General features: G+C 32.0%; 23 protein-coding genes. 9 read left to right on the forward strand and 14 right to left on the reverse strand.

Annotation, left to right across the window (positions count from 1 at the left end):
* Positions 1–14: 14 nt before the first annotated feature.
* Positions 15–941 (reverse strand): manganese-dependent inorganic pyrophosphatase, encoded by a 927-nt coding sequence (locus tag LQ611_RS04125; RefSeq protein WP_119625741.1) that lies wholly within the window; start codon positions 939–941, stop codon positions 15–17.
* 59 nt (positions 942–1,000) lie between these two features.
* Complete coding sequence (locus LQ611_RS04130; RefSeq protein WP_103360863.1) at positions 1,001–1,549, reverse strand: cysteine hydrolase family protein; 549 nt, start codon at positions 1,547–1,549, stop codon at positions 1,001–1,003.
* A gap of 88 nt (positions 1,550–1,637) precedes the next feature.
* Between LQ611_RS04130 and LQ611_RS04135 the strand changes: the two genes are divergently transcribed.
* Together LQ611_RS04135 and LQ611_RS04140 are read left to right on the forward strand one after the other, a co-directional pair.
* Positions 1,638–2,744, forward strand: a complete 1,107-nt coding sequence (locus LQ611_RS04135; protein WP_119493904.1) for a pectate lyase family protein — start codon at positions 1,638–1,640, stop codon at positions 2,742–2,744.
* Between the two features lie 14 nt (positions 2,745–2,758).
* A complete protein-coding gene (locus LQ611_RS04140) occupies positions 2,759–3,211 on the forward strand; it encodes a DUF1801 domain-containing protein (RefSeq protein WP_308192882.1) in 453 nt (150 codons plus the stop codon).
* A gap of 153 nt (positions 3,212–3,364) precedes the next feature.
* On the opposite strand, the gene LQ611_RS04145 is transcribed toward LQ611_RS04140, so the two are convergent.
* From LQ611_RS04145 to LQ611_RS04200, 12 genes are all read right to left on the reverse strand, one after another.
* Positions 3,365–4,177 carry a prephenate dehydratase gene (locus tag LQ611_RS04145; protein WP_025905111.1) on the reverse strand — a complete coding sequence of 271 codons (813 nt, stop codon included), beginning with the start codon at positions 4,175–4,177 and terminating at the stop codon, positions 3,365–3,367.
* A 14-nt stretch (positions 4,178–4,191) separates the two neighbouring features.
* Positions 4,192–5,250 carry a nitric oxide synthase oxygenase gene (locus LQ611_RS04150; RefSeq protein WP_025905112.1) on the reverse strand — a complete coding sequence of 353 codons (1,059 nt, stop codon included), beginning with the start codon at positions 5,248–5,250 and terminating at the stop codon, positions 4,192–4,194.
* 65 nt (positions 5,251–5,315) lie between these two features.
* Complete coding sequence (gene hisIE, locus LQ611_RS04155) at positions 5,316–5,948, reverse strand: bifunctional phosphoribosyl-AMP cyclohydrolase/phosphoribosyl-ATP diphosphatase HisIE (protein ID WP_025905113.1); 633 nt, start codon at positions 5,946–5,948, stop codon at positions 5,316–5,318.
* Positions 5,945–6,703, reverse strand: coding sequence for an imidazole glycerol phosphate synthase subunit HisF (gene hisF / locus LQ611_RS04160; protein WP_025905114.1), 759 nt, complete (start codon positions 6,701–6,703; stop codon positions 5,945–5,947). The genes hisIE and hisF overlap by 4 nt, the downstream gene beginning before the upstream one ends.
* On the reverse strand, positions 6,700–7,404 hold the full coding sequence (gene hisA / locus LQ611_RS04165) for a 1-(5-phosphoribosyl)-5-((5-phosphoribosylamino)methylideneamino)imidazole-4-carboxamide isomerase (protein ID WP_025905115.1): 705 nt from the start codon (positions 7,402–7,404) through the stop codon (positions 6,700–6,702). The genes hisF and hisA overlap by 4 nt, the downstream gene beginning before the upstream one ends.
* Entirely contained in the window at positions 7,397–7,978 is a 582-nt protein-coding gene (hisH, locus tag LQ611_RS04170; RefSeq protein WP_025905116.1) for an imidazole glycerol phosphate synthase subunit HisH, read from the reverse strand. Before hisH ends, hisA begins: the two co-directional genes overlap by 8 nt.
* Positions 7,978–8,556: an imidazoleglycerol-phosphate dehydratase HisB gene (gene hisB, locus LQ611_RS04175; protein ID WP_239709361.1), complete on the reverse strand. Its 579-nt coding sequence runs from the start codon at positions 8,554–8,556 to the stop codon at positions 7,978–7,980. Before hisB ends, hisH begins: the two co-directional genes overlap by 1 nt.
* A complete protein-coding gene (locus LQ611_RS04180; RefSeq protein WP_025905118.1) occupies positions 8,528–9,538 on the reverse strand; it encodes a pyridoxal phosphate-dependent aminotransferase in 1,011 nt (336 codons plus the stop codon). Before LQ611_RS04180 ends, hisB begins: the two co-directional genes overlap by 29 nt.
* Positions 9,539–9,541: 3 nt before the next feature.
* Positions 9,542–10,798, reverse strand: coding sequence for a histidinol dehydrogenase (hisD, locus tag LQ611_RS04185; RefSeq protein WP_025905119.1), 1,257 nt, complete (start codon positions 10,796–10,798; stop codon positions 9,542–9,544).
* A complete protein-coding gene (gene hisG / locus LQ611_RS04190) occupies positions 10,788–11,405 on the reverse strand; it encodes an ATP phosphoribosyltransferase (protein WP_025905120.1) in 618 nt (205 codons plus the stop codon). The genes hisD and hisG overlap by 11 nt, the downstream gene beginning before the upstream one ends.
* 9 nt (positions 11,406–11,414) lie before the next feature.
* Positions 11,415–12,245 carry an ATP phosphoribosyltransferase regulatory subunit gene (locus tag LQ611_RS04195; RefSeq protein ID WP_025905121.1) on the reverse strand — a complete coding sequence of 277 codons (831 nt, stop codon included), beginning with the start codon at positions 12,243–12,245 and terminating at the stop codon, positions 11,415–11,417.
* A gap of 221 nt (positions 12,246–12,466) precedes the next feature.
* Positions 12,467–13,636: an MFS transporter gene (locus LQ611_RS04200; RefSeq protein ID WP_025905122.1), complete on the reverse strand. Its 1,170-nt coding sequence runs from the start codon at positions 13,634–13,636 to the stop codon at positions 12,467–12,469.
* A gap of 144 nt (positions 13,637–13,780) precedes the next feature.
* Between LQ611_RS04200 and LQ611_RS04205 the strand changes: the two genes are divergently transcribed.
* The 7 genes from LQ611_RS04205 to LQ611_RS04235 all read left to right on the forward strand — a co-directional run bounded on the left by LQ611_RS04205 (position 13,781) and on the right by LQ611_RS04235 (position 19,553).
* Positions 13,781–15,256: a nicotinate phosphoribosyltransferase gene (locus LQ611_RS04205; protein WP_239709362.1), complete on the forward strand. Its 1,476-nt coding sequence runs from the start codon at positions 13,781–13,783 to the stop codon at positions 15,254–15,256.
* Complete coding sequence (gene nadE, locus LQ611_RS04210) at positions 15,253–16,074, forward strand: ammonia-dependent NAD(+) synthetase (RefSeq protein ID WP_119493906.1); 822 nt, start codon at positions 15,253–15,255, stop codon at positions 16,072–16,074. The genes LQ611_RS04205 and nadE overlap by 4 nt, the downstream gene beginning before the upstream one ends.
* Before the next feature lie 64 nt (positions 16,075–16,138).
* A complete protein-coding gene (locus LQ611_RS04215) occupies positions 16,139–16,708 on the forward strand; it encodes a DUF2179 domain-containing protein (protein WP_025905125.1) in 570 nt (189 codons plus the stop codon).
* A complete protein-coding gene (locus tag LQ611_RS04220) occupies positions 16,698–16,874 on the forward strand; it encodes an NETI motif-containing protein (protein WP_049320405.1) in 177 nt (58 codons plus the stop codon). The genes LQ611_RS04215 and LQ611_RS04220 overlap by 11 nt, the downstream gene beginning before the upstream one ends.
* Before the next feature lie 200 nt (positions 16,875–17,074).
* Positions 17,075–18,370, forward strand: coding sequence for an adenylosuccinate lyase (purB, locus tag LQ611_RS04225; protein ID WP_025905126.1), 1,296 nt, complete (start codon positions 17,075–17,077; stop codon positions 18,368–18,370).
* Positions 18,371–18,448: 78 nt separating this feature from the next.
* Positions 18,449–18,751 carry a YerC/YecD family TrpR-related protein gene (locus LQ611_RS04230; RefSeq protein WP_025905127.1) on the forward strand — a complete coding sequence of 101 codons (303 nt, stop codon included), beginning with the start codon at positions 18,449–18,451 and terminating at the stop codon, positions 18,749–18,751.
* Positions 18,752–18,854: 103 nt separating this feature from the next.
* Positions 18,855–19,553 carry a M15 family metallopeptidase gene (locus tag LQ611_RS04235; RefSeq protein ID WP_025905128.1) on the forward strand — a complete coding sequence of 233 codons (699 nt, stop codon included), beginning with the start codon at positions 18,855–18,857 and terminating at the stop codon, positions 19,551–19,553.
* Positions 19,554–19,593: the final 40 nt, after the last annotated feature.

The following is a 19,593-nucleotide window of genomic DNA, read 5'->3' on the forward strand; positions in this document are numbered from 1 at the left end:
ACACTCCTTATAAATTATTTACCTAATAATTCATCAATAGGTGGAACGACTTGTTTCTTACGAGAAACAACGCCAGGTAATACAGCGACATTTCCATTTAATTCAGTGTTGAACGCTTTTGTTACGACTTGTTGTTCTTTACCTAAAGTAATAGCAGTTGAGTCACTGTTTAAGATATCTGTAATAACAAATACAAATAAGTCATATTGTTCTTTAGCAATAATTGCGTTGATTTCATTTTCAACGTCTTCTTGAATTTCAAGAACTTCGTTTACATCAACAGTATTAACTTGTGCAATACGTACGACTTTATCACCCATGTTGAATGATTTAGCATCCATATTTAAAAGGAATTCAGGTGATTTACCTTTTACTGAAGCACCAGCTTTTAACATTTCTAAACCATATTCATTTAAATCAACATTGGCAATTTTAGCTAATGCTTCACAAGCTTGTTTATCTTGTTCTGTGCATGTTGGTGATTTAAATAGTAATGTATCAGAAATAATAGCTGAAATCATAAGACCAGCAATTTCAGGTTTAATTTCAATACCATTTTCTTCGTACATTTTTTTAAGGATTGTAGTCGTACAACCAACTGGTTCAGCTCTGTAATATAATGGAGCTGCTGTTTCAAAATTGCTGATACGGTGGTGATCAACAACCATAGTAATTGTAGCATCTGTAATATCATCAGCACTTTGTTGGAATTCGTTGTGATCTACTAAAATAACGTCTTTACCTTTTAAAGGTGTTTCTAATAATGCAGGTGCTTGAACTTTGAAATAATCCAATGCGAATTGTGTTTCGTCTGAAACGTCTCCAAGTCTTGCTGCTTGAACGTCATTTCCAAGTTCTTTTTGTAAATCTTCCATTACTAATGCTGAAGCAATTGTATCTGTGTCAGGATTCTTATGTCCAAATATAAATGTGTTTACCAATGTAATTTCTCCTTTTGCTTTGAATATTCTGTCACTTTATTTTAACATGAACACCTTGTCTATTCTACAACTGCGCCTATACTATTTTCAAAATGTGTAAGCGCCCAATCGTGCCCAGCTTGATTAAAAGAAGCGACACAATTCTTAGGAATAATAATTTGATAATTTAAATTGTAAGCATCGACAGCAGTATGTAACACACAAATATCTGTACAAACGCCGACAATTTCAACAGTATCAATATGTCGTTCTCTTAATAAACTATCAAGATTTGTACCGAAAAATGCACTATATCTTGTCTTATCTATCCAAAATACATGATTAGAATGCTTGATTGAATCGTATTGAGGCTTTAATGAGTTATATAAATTTCTACCTTCTGTGCCTACGATATTATGAGGTGGAAATAATTTTGTTTCAGGATGATATGGATCATTCTCATGGTGATAGTCCATTAAATAAAAAATTAAATCTTCATTCGAGTTGTATGTTTCGATTTTATGATGAATATTTTGTTCAATTTCTTGACCAGGTTCTCCGCATGTTAACTTACCATCTGACGCAACGAAATCATTTGAATAATCAACGATAATGAGTGCTTTCTTCAATTATATTCCCCCTAATTGTTTATAAAATGTTTTCAGTGTAATATAAATATACATGCAAGTATACGCTATATTAAGGTGGTTATGAAGTATGAAGCATATTGTTAATGTAAATCGTTATGGTGCTAAAGGTGGTTGTGGAATTACAGATACAGTGGGTATTCAATTAGCTTTATTACAAGCTAAGAAAGGACCAGTAACAGTTTATATACCTAAAGGTGTTTATCATATTATTTATGAATTAGTGATATATGAGAATACAACGCTTATTTTACATGATGAAGCTGTGTTAATCAGAAAATCGCCTACAGCTATGCTGAAAAACGGACATAGATTGAAAAAATACTATGGCTACGATGGTCACGGTAGTATCAATATTATCGGTGGGACATTTGATGCGTATGGACATACAAATAATACAAATAACACAATCATGTCTATTGGTCATGCACGCAATATTCAAATACATAATGTGACATTTAAGAATGTTGTTGGTGGACATGCGATTGATGCATGTGGCTTAGATGGCTTTTATGTAAATGAATGTAAGTTTCTTGGATTCCGTGACGATAGTGGAACGAGATTATTTAGTGAAGCAGTTCAAATAGATATTCAAACAGAAGGTGCATTTCCTAAATTTGGGGCAACAGATGGTACGATAACTAAAAATGCACTGATCGAAAACTGTTATTTTGGAAATTCAGGTGATCCAAACATGTTACCTTGGAATAGAGCAGTTGGATCTCATGCAAGTATGTATGATGTATTTTATGAGGATATAAATATTCAACATAATACTTTTGAAGGGTTAGGGGATTTCGCAGTTACTCTATTAAAAGCAAAAGATTCATCTGTTACACACAATCAATTTATAAATTGTGAGGGTGGCGTAAGATATTTAGCTGTACCAACAGGTAAATATTCATTAGATATCCATAAATTAAATAGAGGCGGACAAGCAGGGTCAACTATATTGATAGGTGATAATACATTTAAAGATATTAAAAGTAAACCAAGTATTTTAATTAAAAGTTATGAAGACGTTATGAATAAAGATATTTATATTTATAATAATCATTTTGAAGGAGAGTCTTCAAATAATATTAAATTCATTAAGACGACAGATATTTATTTATACAATAACCGTAATTTAAGTAATATCAAACAAGATCAAGTTGAGAACCTTATTCATATTTAATTATAATGGAGGACATGATGAATAGCATAGACCGTTATATTGAACAAATTGATGAAAAGAAAAAAGAAACATATATTCATTTGCTAAATACAATCAAAACACATTTACCACCAGGCTATGAACTAGTCATGCAATACGGTATGCCGACATTTGTAGTACCTTTAGATAAATATCCAAAAGGTTATTTAAATAGAGTAGACGAACCACTTCCATTCATTAGTGTTGGTGCTCAAAAAAATCATATTGCCTTATATCATATGGGGTTATATGGGATGCATGAATTGAAAGATTGGTTTGAGAATAGATACAAAGAACAAGTACCAACTAAATTAAATATGGGGAAAAGTTGTATTAGATTCACAAACAATAAAAACATACCCTATACTCTAATAGGTGAGTTGAGTGAAAAAGTCACTGTAGATGAATGGATACAAAAATATGAATCAGGACATAGAAATCAAAAATAATAGTTTTTGTGATTTTTACTTAAATTATACGAGAATGATTAGTGTTTTGCATAAAATCGTAGATTATAAAAAAGCACCTCATTATTACTGAATAAATCAGTATAATGAGGTGTTATTTAATTTGAGTTAGGAATTATGTCTCAAACTCTTTATTTATGTAATTCGCTTATCAAAATTACCTAGCACTTTTACATTAAAATCTAAAGTTTTTAGGATTGTGATGACTTTTTTCATTTCTACATCTTCAGCGCTACAATCTGCTTGAACAAAGAAATGATACATGCCGAGTTGCGTTTTGAGTGGTCTTGATTCAATCCATGATAAGTTAATATTAAACAAAGCAAATGTATTTAATATACTTGCTAATAAGCCTGGTTTATCTTGGTCAGGTGTAATTAACAAAATACTATCTGTTGCTTTTTCAACATGTTTTTCTTGTGCTGATAAAATTAAAAATCTTGTTGTATTATGTGGATAGTCTTCGATGTGTTCATGTAATGCTTCAACATCGTCATTAGATTTTTCTAAACCAATTGGTGCTATAGCGCCAGTATGTGCATCTATTTCATCTAAACTTTGAACAGTACTGTCGGAATATCTGTATGCAAAGTTATGATTTTTAATGAATTTAGATGTTTGATTGATCGCTGGGGCGATAGAAACAACTTCTTTAATATCTTCTAATTTTGCGCCTTTTTGAACATAAAGAGAAAATGATATATCTAGATGTAATTCGTCTATAACGTGGATTTTCTGCTCTGTTAATGAATCGGCAATGATGTTGATTGTACCTTCGATAGAATTTTCAATTGGGGCAATTGCAATGTTCTGTGGGTCAGCTTCAATTGCTTTAACCACTTCGTATAAATTTGACTTAGGAATATATTCATTGATTTCATCTGGCTTATATTTAAGTGCTGCCATATGTGAAAATGTACCTAATGGTCCTAAATAATATAACTTCATAAATGACTTCCTTTCTAATGCATTGGACAACCTTGTTGATTTTGTCTATATAAAAAGTTTGGACTTCTCATCTCATTATCATAGCCTTTATGATAATTATGTACAAGTGAAGGTGAAAGGGGCGGTGCGAGCCAACTCCATTTTCCGGTCACTTTTCTATTGGCTTTACATTCATTTTCTTCAAATTTCTTAAATTGTTTAGAGGCATTATAATGATCAACAATCGCAACACCCGCTTCTTTATACGAATGATAAATAGCATAATTAAACTCTACTAAAGCTCTATCTCTCCAGTAACTTGATGTTGTCGTTGTATCAAAATCAAATGCTTCTGCAATGTCTTTTAATTTATTATAGCGATATTCGTCTGTAAAATTTCTAACGCCAATTTCAGTTTCCATGTACCACCCGTTGAATGGGGCAGTATGATAATATATACCACCAATTTCTAAATCCATATTTGAAATGATGGGTACTGCATACCATTTTAGTTGTAGTGATGCTAACTTAGGATACTGTTTATGAGTGATGTTAATTTCTTTAATGAGTCCTTGTGGATATTGATGGATTTTAGGGCGTTGTTGATTAATTCGAAACATTAATGGAAGCACATCAAAATCAGTATGAGGACTTTGCCAATTTAAATGGTGTGCTAATTTCGTCATTTTGATAGATTTAGGGTCGCCCTTATTTTCGTATCCTGCATATCTAATCAATTGTTCATTCATAATTTCTATTTGGTTATTATATATGCTTATCATTGGTTTGATTTTTCCGTCATTTGTAGCGTCTTTAATGTGATCTTCAATTGAAGCGATAAATGTTTGTTCATCTTGAATATGTCTTAAATCTCTAACCGTCAATTTATCCCAAAAAAGTCTACCAATACATCTATTTGAATTTCTCCAAGCTACTTTCGCACCATATTCTAATTCTTCGGTAGTGTGGGTATAAGTACCAGTTTTAGAAATTTCATGTTCAATTTCTTGTATTCTTTTATTCATTTGTAATTCTGATATTTCTAATTCTTTATACATATCTTTAATAAAAGCAGTCGCTTTATCTCGTAACATAAATACACCTCTATGTACTAGTATAAGCGACTGCTAATTTTTGACAATATATGAATTATGACAATTTACCAATTATTAATGTCTTGTCGTTCACCTTTAAAATTACCTGACTTTTTATGACGTTCTTTTAATACTGATATCACATCTTCAAATTTAACGCTTCTATCATGTAGTAATACGAATAAATGATAAAGTACATCAGCGACTTCATTTGTGAGTTCTAATTTGTCATCTTTCATCGCTGCGATAACGACTTCAAATGATTCTTCTCCATATTTTTTAGAAATTTTATCTATACCTTTATTAAGTAAATAATTTGTATATGATTTTGGATTATTAGAATCAACACTTTCTTGAATAGTCATTTCTAAAGATTCAAGCGTGTATGGTTCTTCAGTATTAAAACAACTAACAGATCCAGTATGACAAGTAGGGCCATCAGGATTGACTTGTAACAAAATTGTATCTTGGTCACAATCTAATTGTATATCGATAACATGCTGGATATGATTGGACGATTCGCCTTTTTTCCATAGACGATCTTTACTTCTTGAATAAAACCAACAGACTTTATCTTGAATGGTTAAGTTATAAGCTTCTTCATTCATATAACCTAACATTAATACTTGTCCAGTTTGGTAATGTTGTAAAATTGCTGGTACAAGACCTTTAGAAAAATCAGGTGCTAATTCACTCATCGTACATTCACTCCTTCATTAGATAAATGTGTTTTGACTGCTTGTATCGTTGTTTCTTTATCGTGAAAAATACTTGCAGCGAGACCTGCAGATACATCTGTTTGTTTAAATAAATCAACAAAATGCTGACTATTACCGCCACCACCTGATGCAATAACAGGTAAAGACACCAGTTGGTTTATTTCTGTTAATAAACGATGATCAAATCCTTGTTTAACACCATCGTAATCCATACTGGTAATTAATAATTCACCGGCGCCGAGATTTTCAACTTCTTGAACCCAATCTAACACGCGTTTATCTGTTCGCTGTTTACCACCATGTGTATAACAGTACCAATCTTGATGTTCTTCTTCCCATTTAGCATCAACTGCGATACAGATACATTGTTTTCCGAACTTATCACTCGCTTCACGAATAAATGCTGGGTTACGCAATGCACTTGAGTTTAAAGAAATCTTATCAGCACCATGATTAAGTAATACCGAAATATCTTCAAGTGTACTAATACCACCACCAATTGTAAGTGGAATGAATAATTTTGAAGCTGTTTCTGATATGATATCTAACATCATTTGATGTCCATTTTCTGTCTTAGAAATATCTAAGAACACAAGCTCATCTGCCGCTTCTTGATTATAATATTCAGCTAATTCAACTGGATGTCCAATATCTCTCAAACCTTTAAATTTTATGCCTTTAACGACTCGTCCATCTTTAACATCTAAGCATGGGATGATTCTTTTTTTGATCATTCAATACCCTCCCAAAATGCATCCGTATTTGCTGCTTTTCCAACAATAGCAGCGTGAACATTTAATGCATCCAGTTGATTGATGTCATCTTTATTTCTTATACCACCAGATGCAATGACAGGTATAGATGTTGATTGTACTAATTTGCCTGTTAATTCAAAGTTTGGTCCAGATAATTTACCGTCTTTCGAAATATCTGTATAGATAATTCCGCCGAGAGGGAATGTGTTAATTTTTTCAATGAAATCAAATAGGTTTATGCCGGCATCATCGAGCCAACCGTTTAGTTTGATTTTTTCAACATATGCATCGACAGATAAATATATTTTGTTAGGGAACCTATTAGTCACTTCTTTTAACCAGTCTAAGTCTTGTATGCCTTTAGTGCCGACGATAATGTACTCAACGCCTTTATTTAAATATGATTCAATTGTTTCAACACTTCGAATACCGCCACCAACTTCAATTGGTAAATGAGTTAAATTGACGAGTTGTTCTATGTAATTTGCTTCTGTTGGTTGTTGATTTTTTGCGCCGATTAAATCGATGACATGAATTCTAGAAACTTGTTTAAATTTTGAATAGAAAGCAATTGCTTCTTCTGCAGTTCTAGGCATAGATTCTTTAGAATCATATTTACCTTCAGTTAATCTCACGCTAGTGGAGTCTATTAAATCTATTGCTGGCCAAATTTCAATCATTTAAAAAACCTTCTTTCAATGCTTGGTCTAGTATTTTGAGTCCGTAATCACCACTTTTTTCTGGGTGGAATTGTATACCGATAATATTTTTTTGTTGCACGATTGCAGTGATTGGTTGTCCATAGTCTGCTGTAGCAACTATAGGTAAATCAGTAGAGACATGATAAGAATGTATAAAGTAAACATCACCATCAAGTAGAGGATGTTCACTTTGTAAATTGTTCCATCCTAAATGTGGAACAGGGTAGGGACTCTCTATAGGTATAACGTTCCCTTGCAATAAATTTAATCCTTTTGTTGAACCTTCCGCACTGTATTCAAATAGAACTTGCATACCTAAACAAATGCCAATGATTTTATGTGTATCTTTAATATCTTTAATCACTTTGTCTAGACCACTTGATGTCAATTGTTTCATAGCATCTTTGAAGTGCCCGACACCTGGAAGAATAACATGTGTACTATTTTTTATAGTTTCTTCATCTGAAGTTAATATGGCATCATATCCTAAATGTAAGAGGGCACGTTCAATATTTTTAATATTGCCAAGTCCGTAATCAATGATTGCAATCATTATTCAATCACACCCTTAGAAGAAGGGATACCTGCATAATCATCTTGTGTTAATGCGATTTTTAGACTTCTAGCAAATGCTTTGAAAATCGCTTCGATTTCATGGTGTGTATTGCCACCTCTAATTAAATCAATATGTGTCGTTAATCTTGCATTAATCACAAGTGCTCTAAAGAATTCCTCTACAAGTTCGGTATCAAACGTGCCAACTTTTTCACGAGAAAATGTCGCATTAAATGATAAATATGGTCTGCCACTTATATCCGTTACAACACATGCTAAAGTTTCGTCCATTGGTATATAGAATGAACCATATCTCGTAAATGATTTTTTATCTTTAACGACTTCAAGAAGTAATTGACCTATTACAATGCCAATATCTTCAACAGTATGATGATCATCTACATGTGTATCTCCATCAACTTCTATATTTAATGCAATACCACTATGAAAACTAAATAACGTCAACATATGGTCTAAGAAACCAACACCTGTATTAATGTTTGAATCTTCTCCATCTAATCGTAGTTGAATTTTGATATCTGTTTCTTTAGTTGATCTTTCTTTTTGATAAGTCATATTCTTGTCTCCATTCTTTAACGATTTTTTCAAGTTCATTTAATTCAGATTCTGTAGCAATAGAGTATCTAACAGTTTGTTGCATGTTTGGTTCATCATAAAATCTTGGTAAATAGCCATGGTCATAAATATATTGACCTAATGATTCTGCTAAATCTCCATAAGTTAAGACGAAATTTGTTTTTGAAGGTATAACATGGATAACATCGCTCACATGTTGTTCGAAAATATTTCTTAATTGAATACTCAATTGTCTTTGTTGCTTTAATAATGAATGTACAAGTTCTTTGTTACTGAAAATTTCAGTCGCAATATTTAAAGTTAATGTGTTTAATGGATAAGGATGCGCGATACGATTTAAAGTTTGAATGGTTTTCTCAGTAGAAATGACGATGCCGACTCTTAATCCAGCTATTGCAAATGCTTTGCTTAACGTACGCATTTGAATGATATGGTCTTGTAATTCAATATCATATGCATCTCCAAAATCTAAATAAGCTTCATCAATAATAAAATAACCACCAATTGCCTTCATTTCATTCGCGATTTCTTCTAAAAATGCTTTAGGATATTGAATGCCTGATGGATTATGAGGCACACTCATAATGAAAAATGCTGGCTTTAATTTTTGGATTGATTGCTTAATTTTATCTAACGAGAATGTATAGTCATCTTCTGCATCTACATAGTGAATAGGGCGATTAATCTGATGAGCATATGCAGTATACATGAAGAAATCTGGATTAAGCGTTAGTACTGGTCCATCTGGTAATGCAATCATGCATTTTTGAATCCACTCATCTGAACCATTAGCTGCAGAAACTTGGTTAGGTGATAATTGATAGTAGTCTGCATAAGACTTGATAAAGGCATCATATTCCTCATCAGGATAAAAATTAAAATTTGAATTGGCGATAATATTTTTTAAAGTTGCATCATCTAATGCAGGAATAGGACTTTCATTCTTGTTTATTCTAATCATGTTTCACGACTCCTCGTTGTTTGTTAATCTCACTTCTAAAGATTGTTTATGTTGATATAAACCTTCTTGTTCAGCCAAAGCTATGGCACTAGGTGCAATACTTTGATAAGTGTGTTCATCTAAATGAATGACAGAATGACTCGTTAAGAAATCATTAACTGTTAAGCCATTCGAGAATCTTGCTGTTTTATCAGTCGGTAATACATGACTCGGTCCAGCAGCATAGTCACCAATTGCTTCTGGTGAGTATTGACCTAAGAACATTGCTCCGACGTATTTAATTTTACCAATATATTTACTTGGATCAGTCGTTTGAATGGATAAATGTTCTGGCGCAATATAATTAATGACTTCTATCGTTTCGTGAATATCACGCGTTAAAATTGGATAATGATAATTTTTAATACTTTGTTCGATAATTTGTTTTCTTGGTGCTTGATCTATAGCTTGTTGTAGTTTCTGTTGAACTTTTGTTAAGAAAGAAGAATCTGTTGATACTAGAAATGTTCTAGCTTGTTCATCATGTTCTGCTTGCGCTAATATATCCTGAATGATGTAATCTACATTTGAATTTTCATCAGCAATAAGTGCAATTTCACTTGGTCCAGCTATTTGATCAATACCAACTACACCATATAATAACTGTTTACTTAGTGAAACAAATTGGTTACCTGGTCCAACAATTTTATCTACTTTTGGAATTGTTTCAGTACCGAAAGCTAATGCAGCGATACTTTGAGCGCCACCAACTTGGAATACACGATCAACACCCGTAATATGGCATGCAGCAAGTATAGCTGGGTCGATACCATCTTTTTGAGGTGGGGTAACAACAATAATTTCTTGAACATTTGCTACTTTAGCAAGTGTAGCTGTCATCAGAACTGTTGATGGGTAACTTGCTTTTCCACCTGGTACATAGATGCCGACTTTTTCAATAGGATGATAAAGTTGGTAAGTTTGACCTGTTGTTACATTTTCATGTTTAATTTTTTGTTGGAAATTTTTAATTTGTTCAAAGCTTGTTTCAAGTGCTGATCTTAAAGTATCTGATATAAGGTTGATGCTGTTTTTTATATCATATTGTGGGACTTCAAGTTGCTCTAAATCAACATTGTCGAATTTCTTGTTATAGCGAAATAAAGCTTGGTCTTGCTGTTCTTTAACATCTTGGATAATTTTTTTAACATCTTCAGTATTACTTTCGTCTGTTAATCTATCTTGTTCAAATTTATTTATGAATTCCGTTTTAGATAGCATTCATCGACACCCCAATTTCTTCTATAAATGATTCAATCATATTTGATTTACTAAAAAATGCATGTTTATTTGTAATAAGTTTAGCATTGATGTCACCAATAGATTCTTTTTCAACGAGTCCATTAGATTTTAATGTCGTACCCGTTTGGACGATATCAACGATAGCATCAACCATATTCACTACTGCTGCTAATTCTACAGATCCTGATAATGGAATAATTGAGACATCTTGTCCTTTATTTTTAAAGTACGCTTTCGTCGTTTTAACATAAGTCGTCGCAATTTTTTTATATTCTGTTACTTCAGGTTTACTTGCAACAGCAAAGTGACAATAACCAAAAGGTAAATCAACTAAGTTGTTTACATTGAGTTTATCTTTTTCATCTAGAATATCACTGCCTGTAATACCAATATCAGCAATGCCTTCTTCAACATATGTTGATACATCATTTCCTTTAACAAGAATAAATCTAACGTTCGCAACTTCAATTTGAAGTTTACGTTCTCTATTATTTAAGGCGTCTGCCCATTTTGGGTTACCATTTTCATCAATAAATTTTATGAAATCTTTTAATAAACGTCCTTTACTTAATGCAACTGTTAACATAATGACCTCCTATGATAGTTGAATACCAAATCCAAAACCTTCTAACGTACCGTTATAGTGCCCGCCTGAAGCGATTGGATTTCTATTGTTATTTTCGTAAAGCTGAATGAAGCTCCCAACATAATATGATTTTGGGGGCATTGTTGTTATATCTAAATGTATATGGTTAATACCTGATGCTTCTAATGTCGCTTTCCAATATTGTAAAGATTTATAAGTTGGATGGTCAGTATCAGCAAAAGTTGTTAAAAAGTCTAATTGTTGATGAGTAGGTGTTTTAAGTAATTGTACGAGTGAATGATTTTGTGAAAGTAGTTTAGAAATTTTTGAAATATTCCTTTCACTAATAGCCGTAAATAATTCTTCGTTTTGTTCTTCTTTAGAAAGTAAAAGATCAAATAATTGATAATGCCCAATAACAGCAAAATCAACATTTAAATCAAGTTCATTTTGGATAAAGTCATGTATATATTCATAACATTGCAACATGTCATTCCTTTTAGGATTGAAAATTTCAACACCTAAATTTGTATATATATGTTCATTAATTGCGATAGGGCCAGCATATGTTACGGAACGTGCATCAAGGTTATATTCACGACTATAATGTTGGATTTGATCCGTCCAATCATTTCTTAAACTATAAAATGCATCGCCATTTTTCCAAATACTTCTAGTATCTAAACTATTCAAATCATCTTGTGTTAATTGTTTCCAATGAAGTTTCTCTATGAAGCTCATATCAATCACTTCGAAATCTCGAGTACTAAAATATTTTAGAAATTTAAGTTCTTTTTCTTTCTTTTGAATAACGTCATCTCTGTATTTTACATAATCCATATTATAAACCTCGCTTTTACTCTCTACCAAGTTAAAGTATTTATTTAATTATAAATGATACTATAACATGCATAACGAAACATATCAATTGAAAGTTCTGAATATTTAAAATATCAAAAAAATATATAAAAAATAAACCCATAGACATTTGAATTGATCAAAGTCTATGGGTTCTCATTATATTTTAACGATGCGATTTTAATTTTTATTAATAGCTTAAATTATGCTTCAACTTTTGTAGGTGTTCTATGAATAAGTAATAGAATAAAGACGATAAATACAAACGCAGCAATCATCGTAAAGAATATTGTGCCGTTTGATAATTGTATAATCGTTCCTCCAAGCATTGGGCCAATGATACTACCGACACTAAATGACATGGCTATCATTAAATTACCAGCAGGTAGATTATGCTTCGGTGTTAAATCTGTCATAAAGCTTACACCTAATCCATAAAAAGATCCTGTGAATAATCCTGCGATTAAGAATAATCCCATCATAATAAATGTACTCGTTGGTAAAAAGTCACCTAACATAAACACGATGCTGCCGATTAATGTTAATCCTGTTAATACTTTCTTTCTACCATGAATGTCGCTAAACATGCCTAATGGTACTTGGAAAAGAATAGCACCAAGACTAAATGCAGGTAAGATTAATGTAATACTTGTGACATCAAGTCCATTTCTTAAACCATAAACAGGGAAGTTACTATGTAATCCTGCTTCAAATAATCCATATAATAATGGAAACATAAACGCTATCCATGATGTTCTTATAACATCACCAAAGTTTTTTAACGTATTTAATATACTGACTGGTCTAACATTTGATGAAGGGAATTCATTGTGTATTAAAAGGACTAATGAAATTGTTATTAATGAAAGTATTGCTGAAAGGATAAATGGTAAAGCTTCCGAAACGTCTACAAGTTTAGCTAAAAGGGGCCCTAACATAAAACCTGCTGAGAAACTGAAACCATAAACAGAAATCGTTCTTCCTAATTTTTCTTTAGGTGTAATATGTGTTAACCAAGTTTGCGTGCTAAAGTGTAACATATTATCACCAATACCAATTAATAGTCTTAAAATAAACCAAATAGATAATGTCTTTAAAGTTGGAAATAACAATAAAGATAAGGCAACTATGGCTCCACCAACTAATATCATATATTTAAACCCAGACTTTCTAACAAGCCCTTCGATAAAGAATGATGATAAAAATACACCTATATATAATGAAGTTGCATGTAAACCATTCAATGAACTTGAAATACCATTTCGTTCAAAGATGACCGATATAAGTGGTAAGAGCATTCCTTGTGAAAAACCAGAGACAGCTACAATAATTGAAAGTATAATAAATAATTTTTTGAATGAAGAATTTTTCATTTGTATGCCTCCTTCTAAATTTTACATCTTTAGTATTTTATCACAGAGGTAAATGACTTGATATATTTAAGTTACTTTTTAATTTTTAATTTAAAAAGTATGATAAAATAATATAAAATTAGATAACCTGAGGAGTATTGAATAATGTATAAATATGAAGACGATAGTTTGATGTTACACACGGATTTATATCAAATCAATATGGGTGAAACTTATTGGAATGATGGTATTCATGAGCGTACTGCTATTTTTGATTTGTATTTTAGAAGCATGCCATTTAATAGCGGCTATGCTATTTTTAGTGGATTAGAAAGAATTGTGCAATTTATTGAGCATTTCAAATTCACAGAATCAGATATTGAGTATTTAAGAGAAGTTGGATATCAAGATGATTATTTAGATTATTTAAAATCATTGAGATTTACTGGGAACATTAGAGCAATGAAAGAAGGGGAACTTTGTTTCAATAATGAACCACTCATTAGAGTAGAAGCGCCACTTATTCAAGCTCAACTTATTGAAACAGCACTTTTAAATATCGTGAATTTCCAAACGTTAATTGCGACTAAAGCAAGTAGAATTAAACAAGTTGTTCGTGATGAAATAGTAATGGAATTTGGTACTAGAAGAGCGCAAGAAATGGATGCTGCGATTTGGGGTGCTAGAGCAGCGATGATTGGTGGATTTGATTCTACAAGTAATGTTAGAGCTGGTAAATTATTTGGTATTCCGATTTCAGGAACACATGCACATTCAATGGTTCAAACATACGATGATGAATATACAGCGTTTAAAAAATATGCTGCAAGACATAAAAATTGTGTGTTTCTAGTAGATACTTTCCATACTTTAAAATCGGGTGTGCCGAATGCGATTAAAGTAGCGAAAGAATTAGGAGATAAAATTAATTTTATCGGTATTCGACTAGACTCAGGAGATATTGCTTATTTATCTAAAGAAGCAAGAAGAATGTTAGATGAAGCTGGCTTTACAGAAGCAAAAATCTTTGCTTCAAATGATTTAGATGAACAAACGATTACAAGTTTAAAAGCACAAGGTGCTAAAGTAACGGCATGGGGTGTCGGTACGAAACTGATTACAGCATATGATCAACCAGCGTTAGGTGCTGTATATAAACTTGTAGCAATTGAAGAAGAAAATGGCGAATTATCAGATCGCATCAAAATTTCTAACAACGCTGAAAAAGTTACAACACCTGGTAAGAAAAATGTTTATAGAATTATCAATACTAAAACGAATAAATCTGAAGGCGATTATATTACTTTAGAAGATGAAGAGCCGAATAAAGAAGAACGATTAAAAATGTTCCATCCTGTTCATACTTATAAAATGAAATATATCAAGCATTTTAAAGCTGTCGATTTACATCAAGACATTTTTAAAGACGGTAAACGTGTGTACACACTTCCTGAAATAAATGAAATTAGGGAATTTGCTTTTAACAATCTAGATATACTATGGGAAGAAAATAAACGTTATTTAAATCCTGAAGAATATCCAGTAGATTTAAGTAAAGCATGTTGGGATAATAAAAATAAAAAAATATTCGAAGTGGCAGAAAGAGTTGCAGAAGCGATAAAGGATGTGGAAGAGTCATGAGAGATTTACAATCAATCATTGTCAAAGAAATGAATGTTAAAAAATCAATCGATCCCAAAAAGGAATTTGAAGAAATCAAGCAGTTCTTGAAATCTTACGTTAAAGCACATAGTTTTGTTAAATCTTTAGTGTTAGGTATTTCCGGCGGGCAAGATTCGACATTATTAGGTAAAATCGCGCAATTAACAGTAGATGAATTAAATGCTGAAGAGAATCATCAATATGAATTTATTGCTGTAAGATTACCTTATGGCGAACAATTTGATGAACAAGATACACAAGATGCATTAGATTTTATCAATCCAAGTAAACGTGTAACAGTCAATATTAAGCCTGCAGTGGACGCGAGTATTCAATCGTTGAAAGAAGCGGGTGTAGAATTAACTGATTTCCAAAAAGGGAATGAAAAAGCGAGAGAACGAATGAAAGTTCAATATTCAATTGCTTCTGCTAATAGTGGAATTGTACTTGGTACGGATCATTCTGCTGAAAATATTACAGGTTTCTATACGAAATTTGGAGATGGCGCTTGTGATGTTGCACCATTATTCGGACTTAATAAACGCCAAGGCAAAGCAATTTTAAAATATTTAGGTGGTCCAGATCATTTAATCAATAAAGTACCAACTGCTGATTTAGAAGAAGATAAACCGGCTTTACCAGATGAAGAAGCATTAGGCGTGACTTATGATGCAATTGATGACTTCTTAGAAGGTAAAAAAATCAGTGAAATAGATCAAGAAATTATTCAAAAACACTATGTAAGAAATGCGCATAAACGAGAAATGCCTTATAACCGTTACACATGGCCAAAATAATTCGTGACTTTCATAAGTTTGCTTGATAAAATGATTCCAGTATTTTGATTTATGGAGGGTTTAAATGTCAGCTATATTAGATAATCCATGGTTAATGGTACTATCTATATTTGTCATTAATATAGTATATGTATCCTGTTTAACAATGAGAACAATTTTAACATTAAAAGGATATCGATATGTGGCCGCTGCTGTTAGTGTACTTGAAGTAGTTGTTTATGTTATCGGATTAGGTTTAGTTATCAATAGTCTTGACCAAATTCAGAATATATTAGCTTATGCGCTTGGATTTGCTGCAGGCATCATTGTCGGCATGAAAATTGAAGAGAAAATTGCATTAGGATATATCGTTGTAAATGTTACGACAGCTGAATATGAAACGGATTTACCAAGAACGTTAAGAGATTTAGGTTATGGTGTAACACATTACGTTGCTAAAGGACGAGATGGAGATCGCTTAGTGATGCAAATTTTAACACCACGTAGATTTGAATTGAAATTAATGGATACAATTAAACAATTGGATTCTAAAGCCTTTGTAATCGCTTATGAACCTAAGAACATACACGGTGGATTCTGGGTTAAAGGTGTACGAAGCAAAAAATTAAAGGCGTATGATACGGATGAAGTTTAGAGTAGAAGACAATGAAACAATTGAAATGTGTCTCAAAAGAATGAAAGCTCAAGGTTATACACCTGTAAAAAGATTTGAAAAACCTGTATTTATTGAGAAAGAAAATGGTGACATCGAAGTTCTTAAACAAGAAATACAATTCGTAGGTAAGAAAATCAAAGAATGAAAATAAATCTGGGACATGAGAATGTGGCCCAGATTTTTTTCTGCTTTTAGTTTATTCTCATACTGTTACAATATATAATGAAAGATATTAGGAATAAAATTATAAATCACGAACAATTTTGTATTTTTTATAAACAATGTACGTGTTCGAAGAAGTCTGTTATACTATAAATGACTAAAATATGTTAGGAGAATTTATCAATGATTGAACGTTATTCAAGAGAAGAAATGGCTAATATTTGGACAGAACAAAATCGTTTTGAAGCTTGGTTAGAAGTTGAAATACTAGCTTGTGAAGCATGGAGTAAATTAGGACACATTCCTGCAGAAGATGTAAAGCTTATAAGACAAAATGCTAAGGTCGACGTTGATAGAGCTAAAGAAATTGAACAAGAAACACGTCACGATGTTGTGGCATTCACAAGACAAGTTTCTGAAACTTTAGGTGAAGAACGTAAATGGGTACATTACGGTTTAACTTCAACTGATGTTGTTGACACAGCGTTAAGTTATGTCATTAAACAAGCAAATGAAATCATTGAAAAAGACTTAGAAAGATTTTTAGAAGTATTAAAAAATAAAGCAATTGAACATAAAACAACTTTAATGATGGGTAGAACACATGGTGTACATGCTGAACCAACAACATTTGGTATTAAAATGGCACTATGGTATACAGAAATGAAACGTAACTTAGAAAGATTTAAACGAGTTCGTGAAGAAATTGAAGTTGGAAAAATGAGTGGTGCAGTTGGTACATTTGCAAATATTCCACCAGAAATTGAAGAGCATGTATGTACAGAATTAGGGTTAGGTTGTGCGCCAGTTTCTACGCAAACACTTCAACGTGATCGTCATGCGTATTACATTGCGACATTAGGTTTAATCGCAACATCTATTGAAAAATTTGCAGTAGAAGTTCGTGGTTTACAAAAAACTGAAACACGTGAAGTTGAAGAAGCTTTTGCTAAAGGTCAAAAAGGCTCTTCAGCAATGCCTCATAAACGTAATCCAATTGGTTCAGAAAATGTTACAGGTTTAGCACGTGTGATTAGAGGATATATTACGACAGCTTATGAAAATGTACCATTATGGCATGAAAGAGATATTTCACATTCATCTGCTGAAAGAATTATGTTACCAGACGTAACAATCGCATTGGATTATGCATTAAACAGATTTACGAATATCATCGATCGTTTAACAGTATATCCAGAAAATATGAAACGTAATATCGATAAAACATTTGGTTTAATTTATTCACAACGTGTTATGTTAACGTTAATTAATAAAGGTATGGTAAGAGAAGAAGCATATGATATCGTTCAACCAAAAGCAATGGAATCATGGGAAACTCAAACACCGTTTAGAACATTAGTAGAACAAGATGAAAAAATTACAAACTTGTTAAGTACTGAAGAATTAGATGAATGCTTCAATGAGAAACATCATTTAAATCAAGTCGATACAATATTCAGAAGAGCGGGTATAGAATAAGACACGTTTTACTGTACTTTAATAGGTTAGTGCGTTAAAATGCAATTAATGAACTTATATTAAACAGGGGTTGATTTTTTGCAAATTGAAAAATTAAGAGGAAAAGCATTAGATGAACTATTTGATGCAGTTCTTACATTAGAAACTCGAGAAGAATGTTATCAATTTTTTGATGATTTATGTACAGTAAATGAATTACAGTCATTGTCACAAAGATTACAAGTGGCTAAAATGATTAAACAAGGATACACTTATGCTCATATAGAAAAAGAATCAGGTGCTTCAACTGCAACAATCTCAAGAGTTAAACGCTCATTGCAATGGGGTAATGATGCATATACGATGATTCTTGAAAGAATGAATATTGACTTCGAAAAATAATCATAAATATGTATGAGGGGCTGAGACATTAATGGATGTCTCAGCCTTAATTGGTTAAAATAGTATATAAATAGTAAATTTTATGAAATAAGGAGCTTTACGCATGAAGAAATTATTTTTAATAATTGGTATATCTACTTTAGTATTAAGCGCATGTAGTGATGATCAGAATACAGATAAGCAATCTACTAAAGAAGAACATACTCAAAAAGATAAAAAAGAGACTGCACAAAAATCTAAAAAGCAAGAAGAGAAGAAACATAAAGTTACAAAGAAAGATGGCATCACTTATGTTGATGGGCATGTTTTTGTAAATAAAAAAGTAGGCTTACCACATGATTATGCCCCAGGTGAAAATAGTACTGCAAGAAATCAATTAAATAAACTAATACAAGATGGAACGAATGAAGGTTTAGACTTAGTATTTAGAAGCGGATATCGTTCTTATGAAAATCAAAAACAACTATATAATGATTATGTAGCAAGAGATGGTGAAGAAGCAGCTAACCAATATAGTGCTAAACCAGGACAATCAGAACATCAGACAGGATTAGCATTTGATGTAGGTTCAAACTCAGCAACTGATGATTTTAGAAAGTCATTCGGTAATACAAACGAAGGAAAATGGATTAAAACATACGCACATCAATATGGATTTATCATTAGATATCCATTAGGCAAAGAAAAAATAACAGGATACCAATATGAACCATGGCATTTAAGATATGTCGGTAAAGAATTAGCAGAAAAAATTTATAAACAAGACACAACATTAGAAGAATACTTTGATTACGGTAAGTAGAAGTTGTGAGAGAAATTGAACATGTGAGTTAAAGAAGCAA

It is taken from the genome of Mammaliicoccus sp. L-M44 (assembly GCF_022386355.1).
GTDB lineage: Bacteria > Bacillota > Bacilli > Staphylococcales > Staphylococcaceae > Mammaliicoccus > Mammaliicoccus sciuri_A.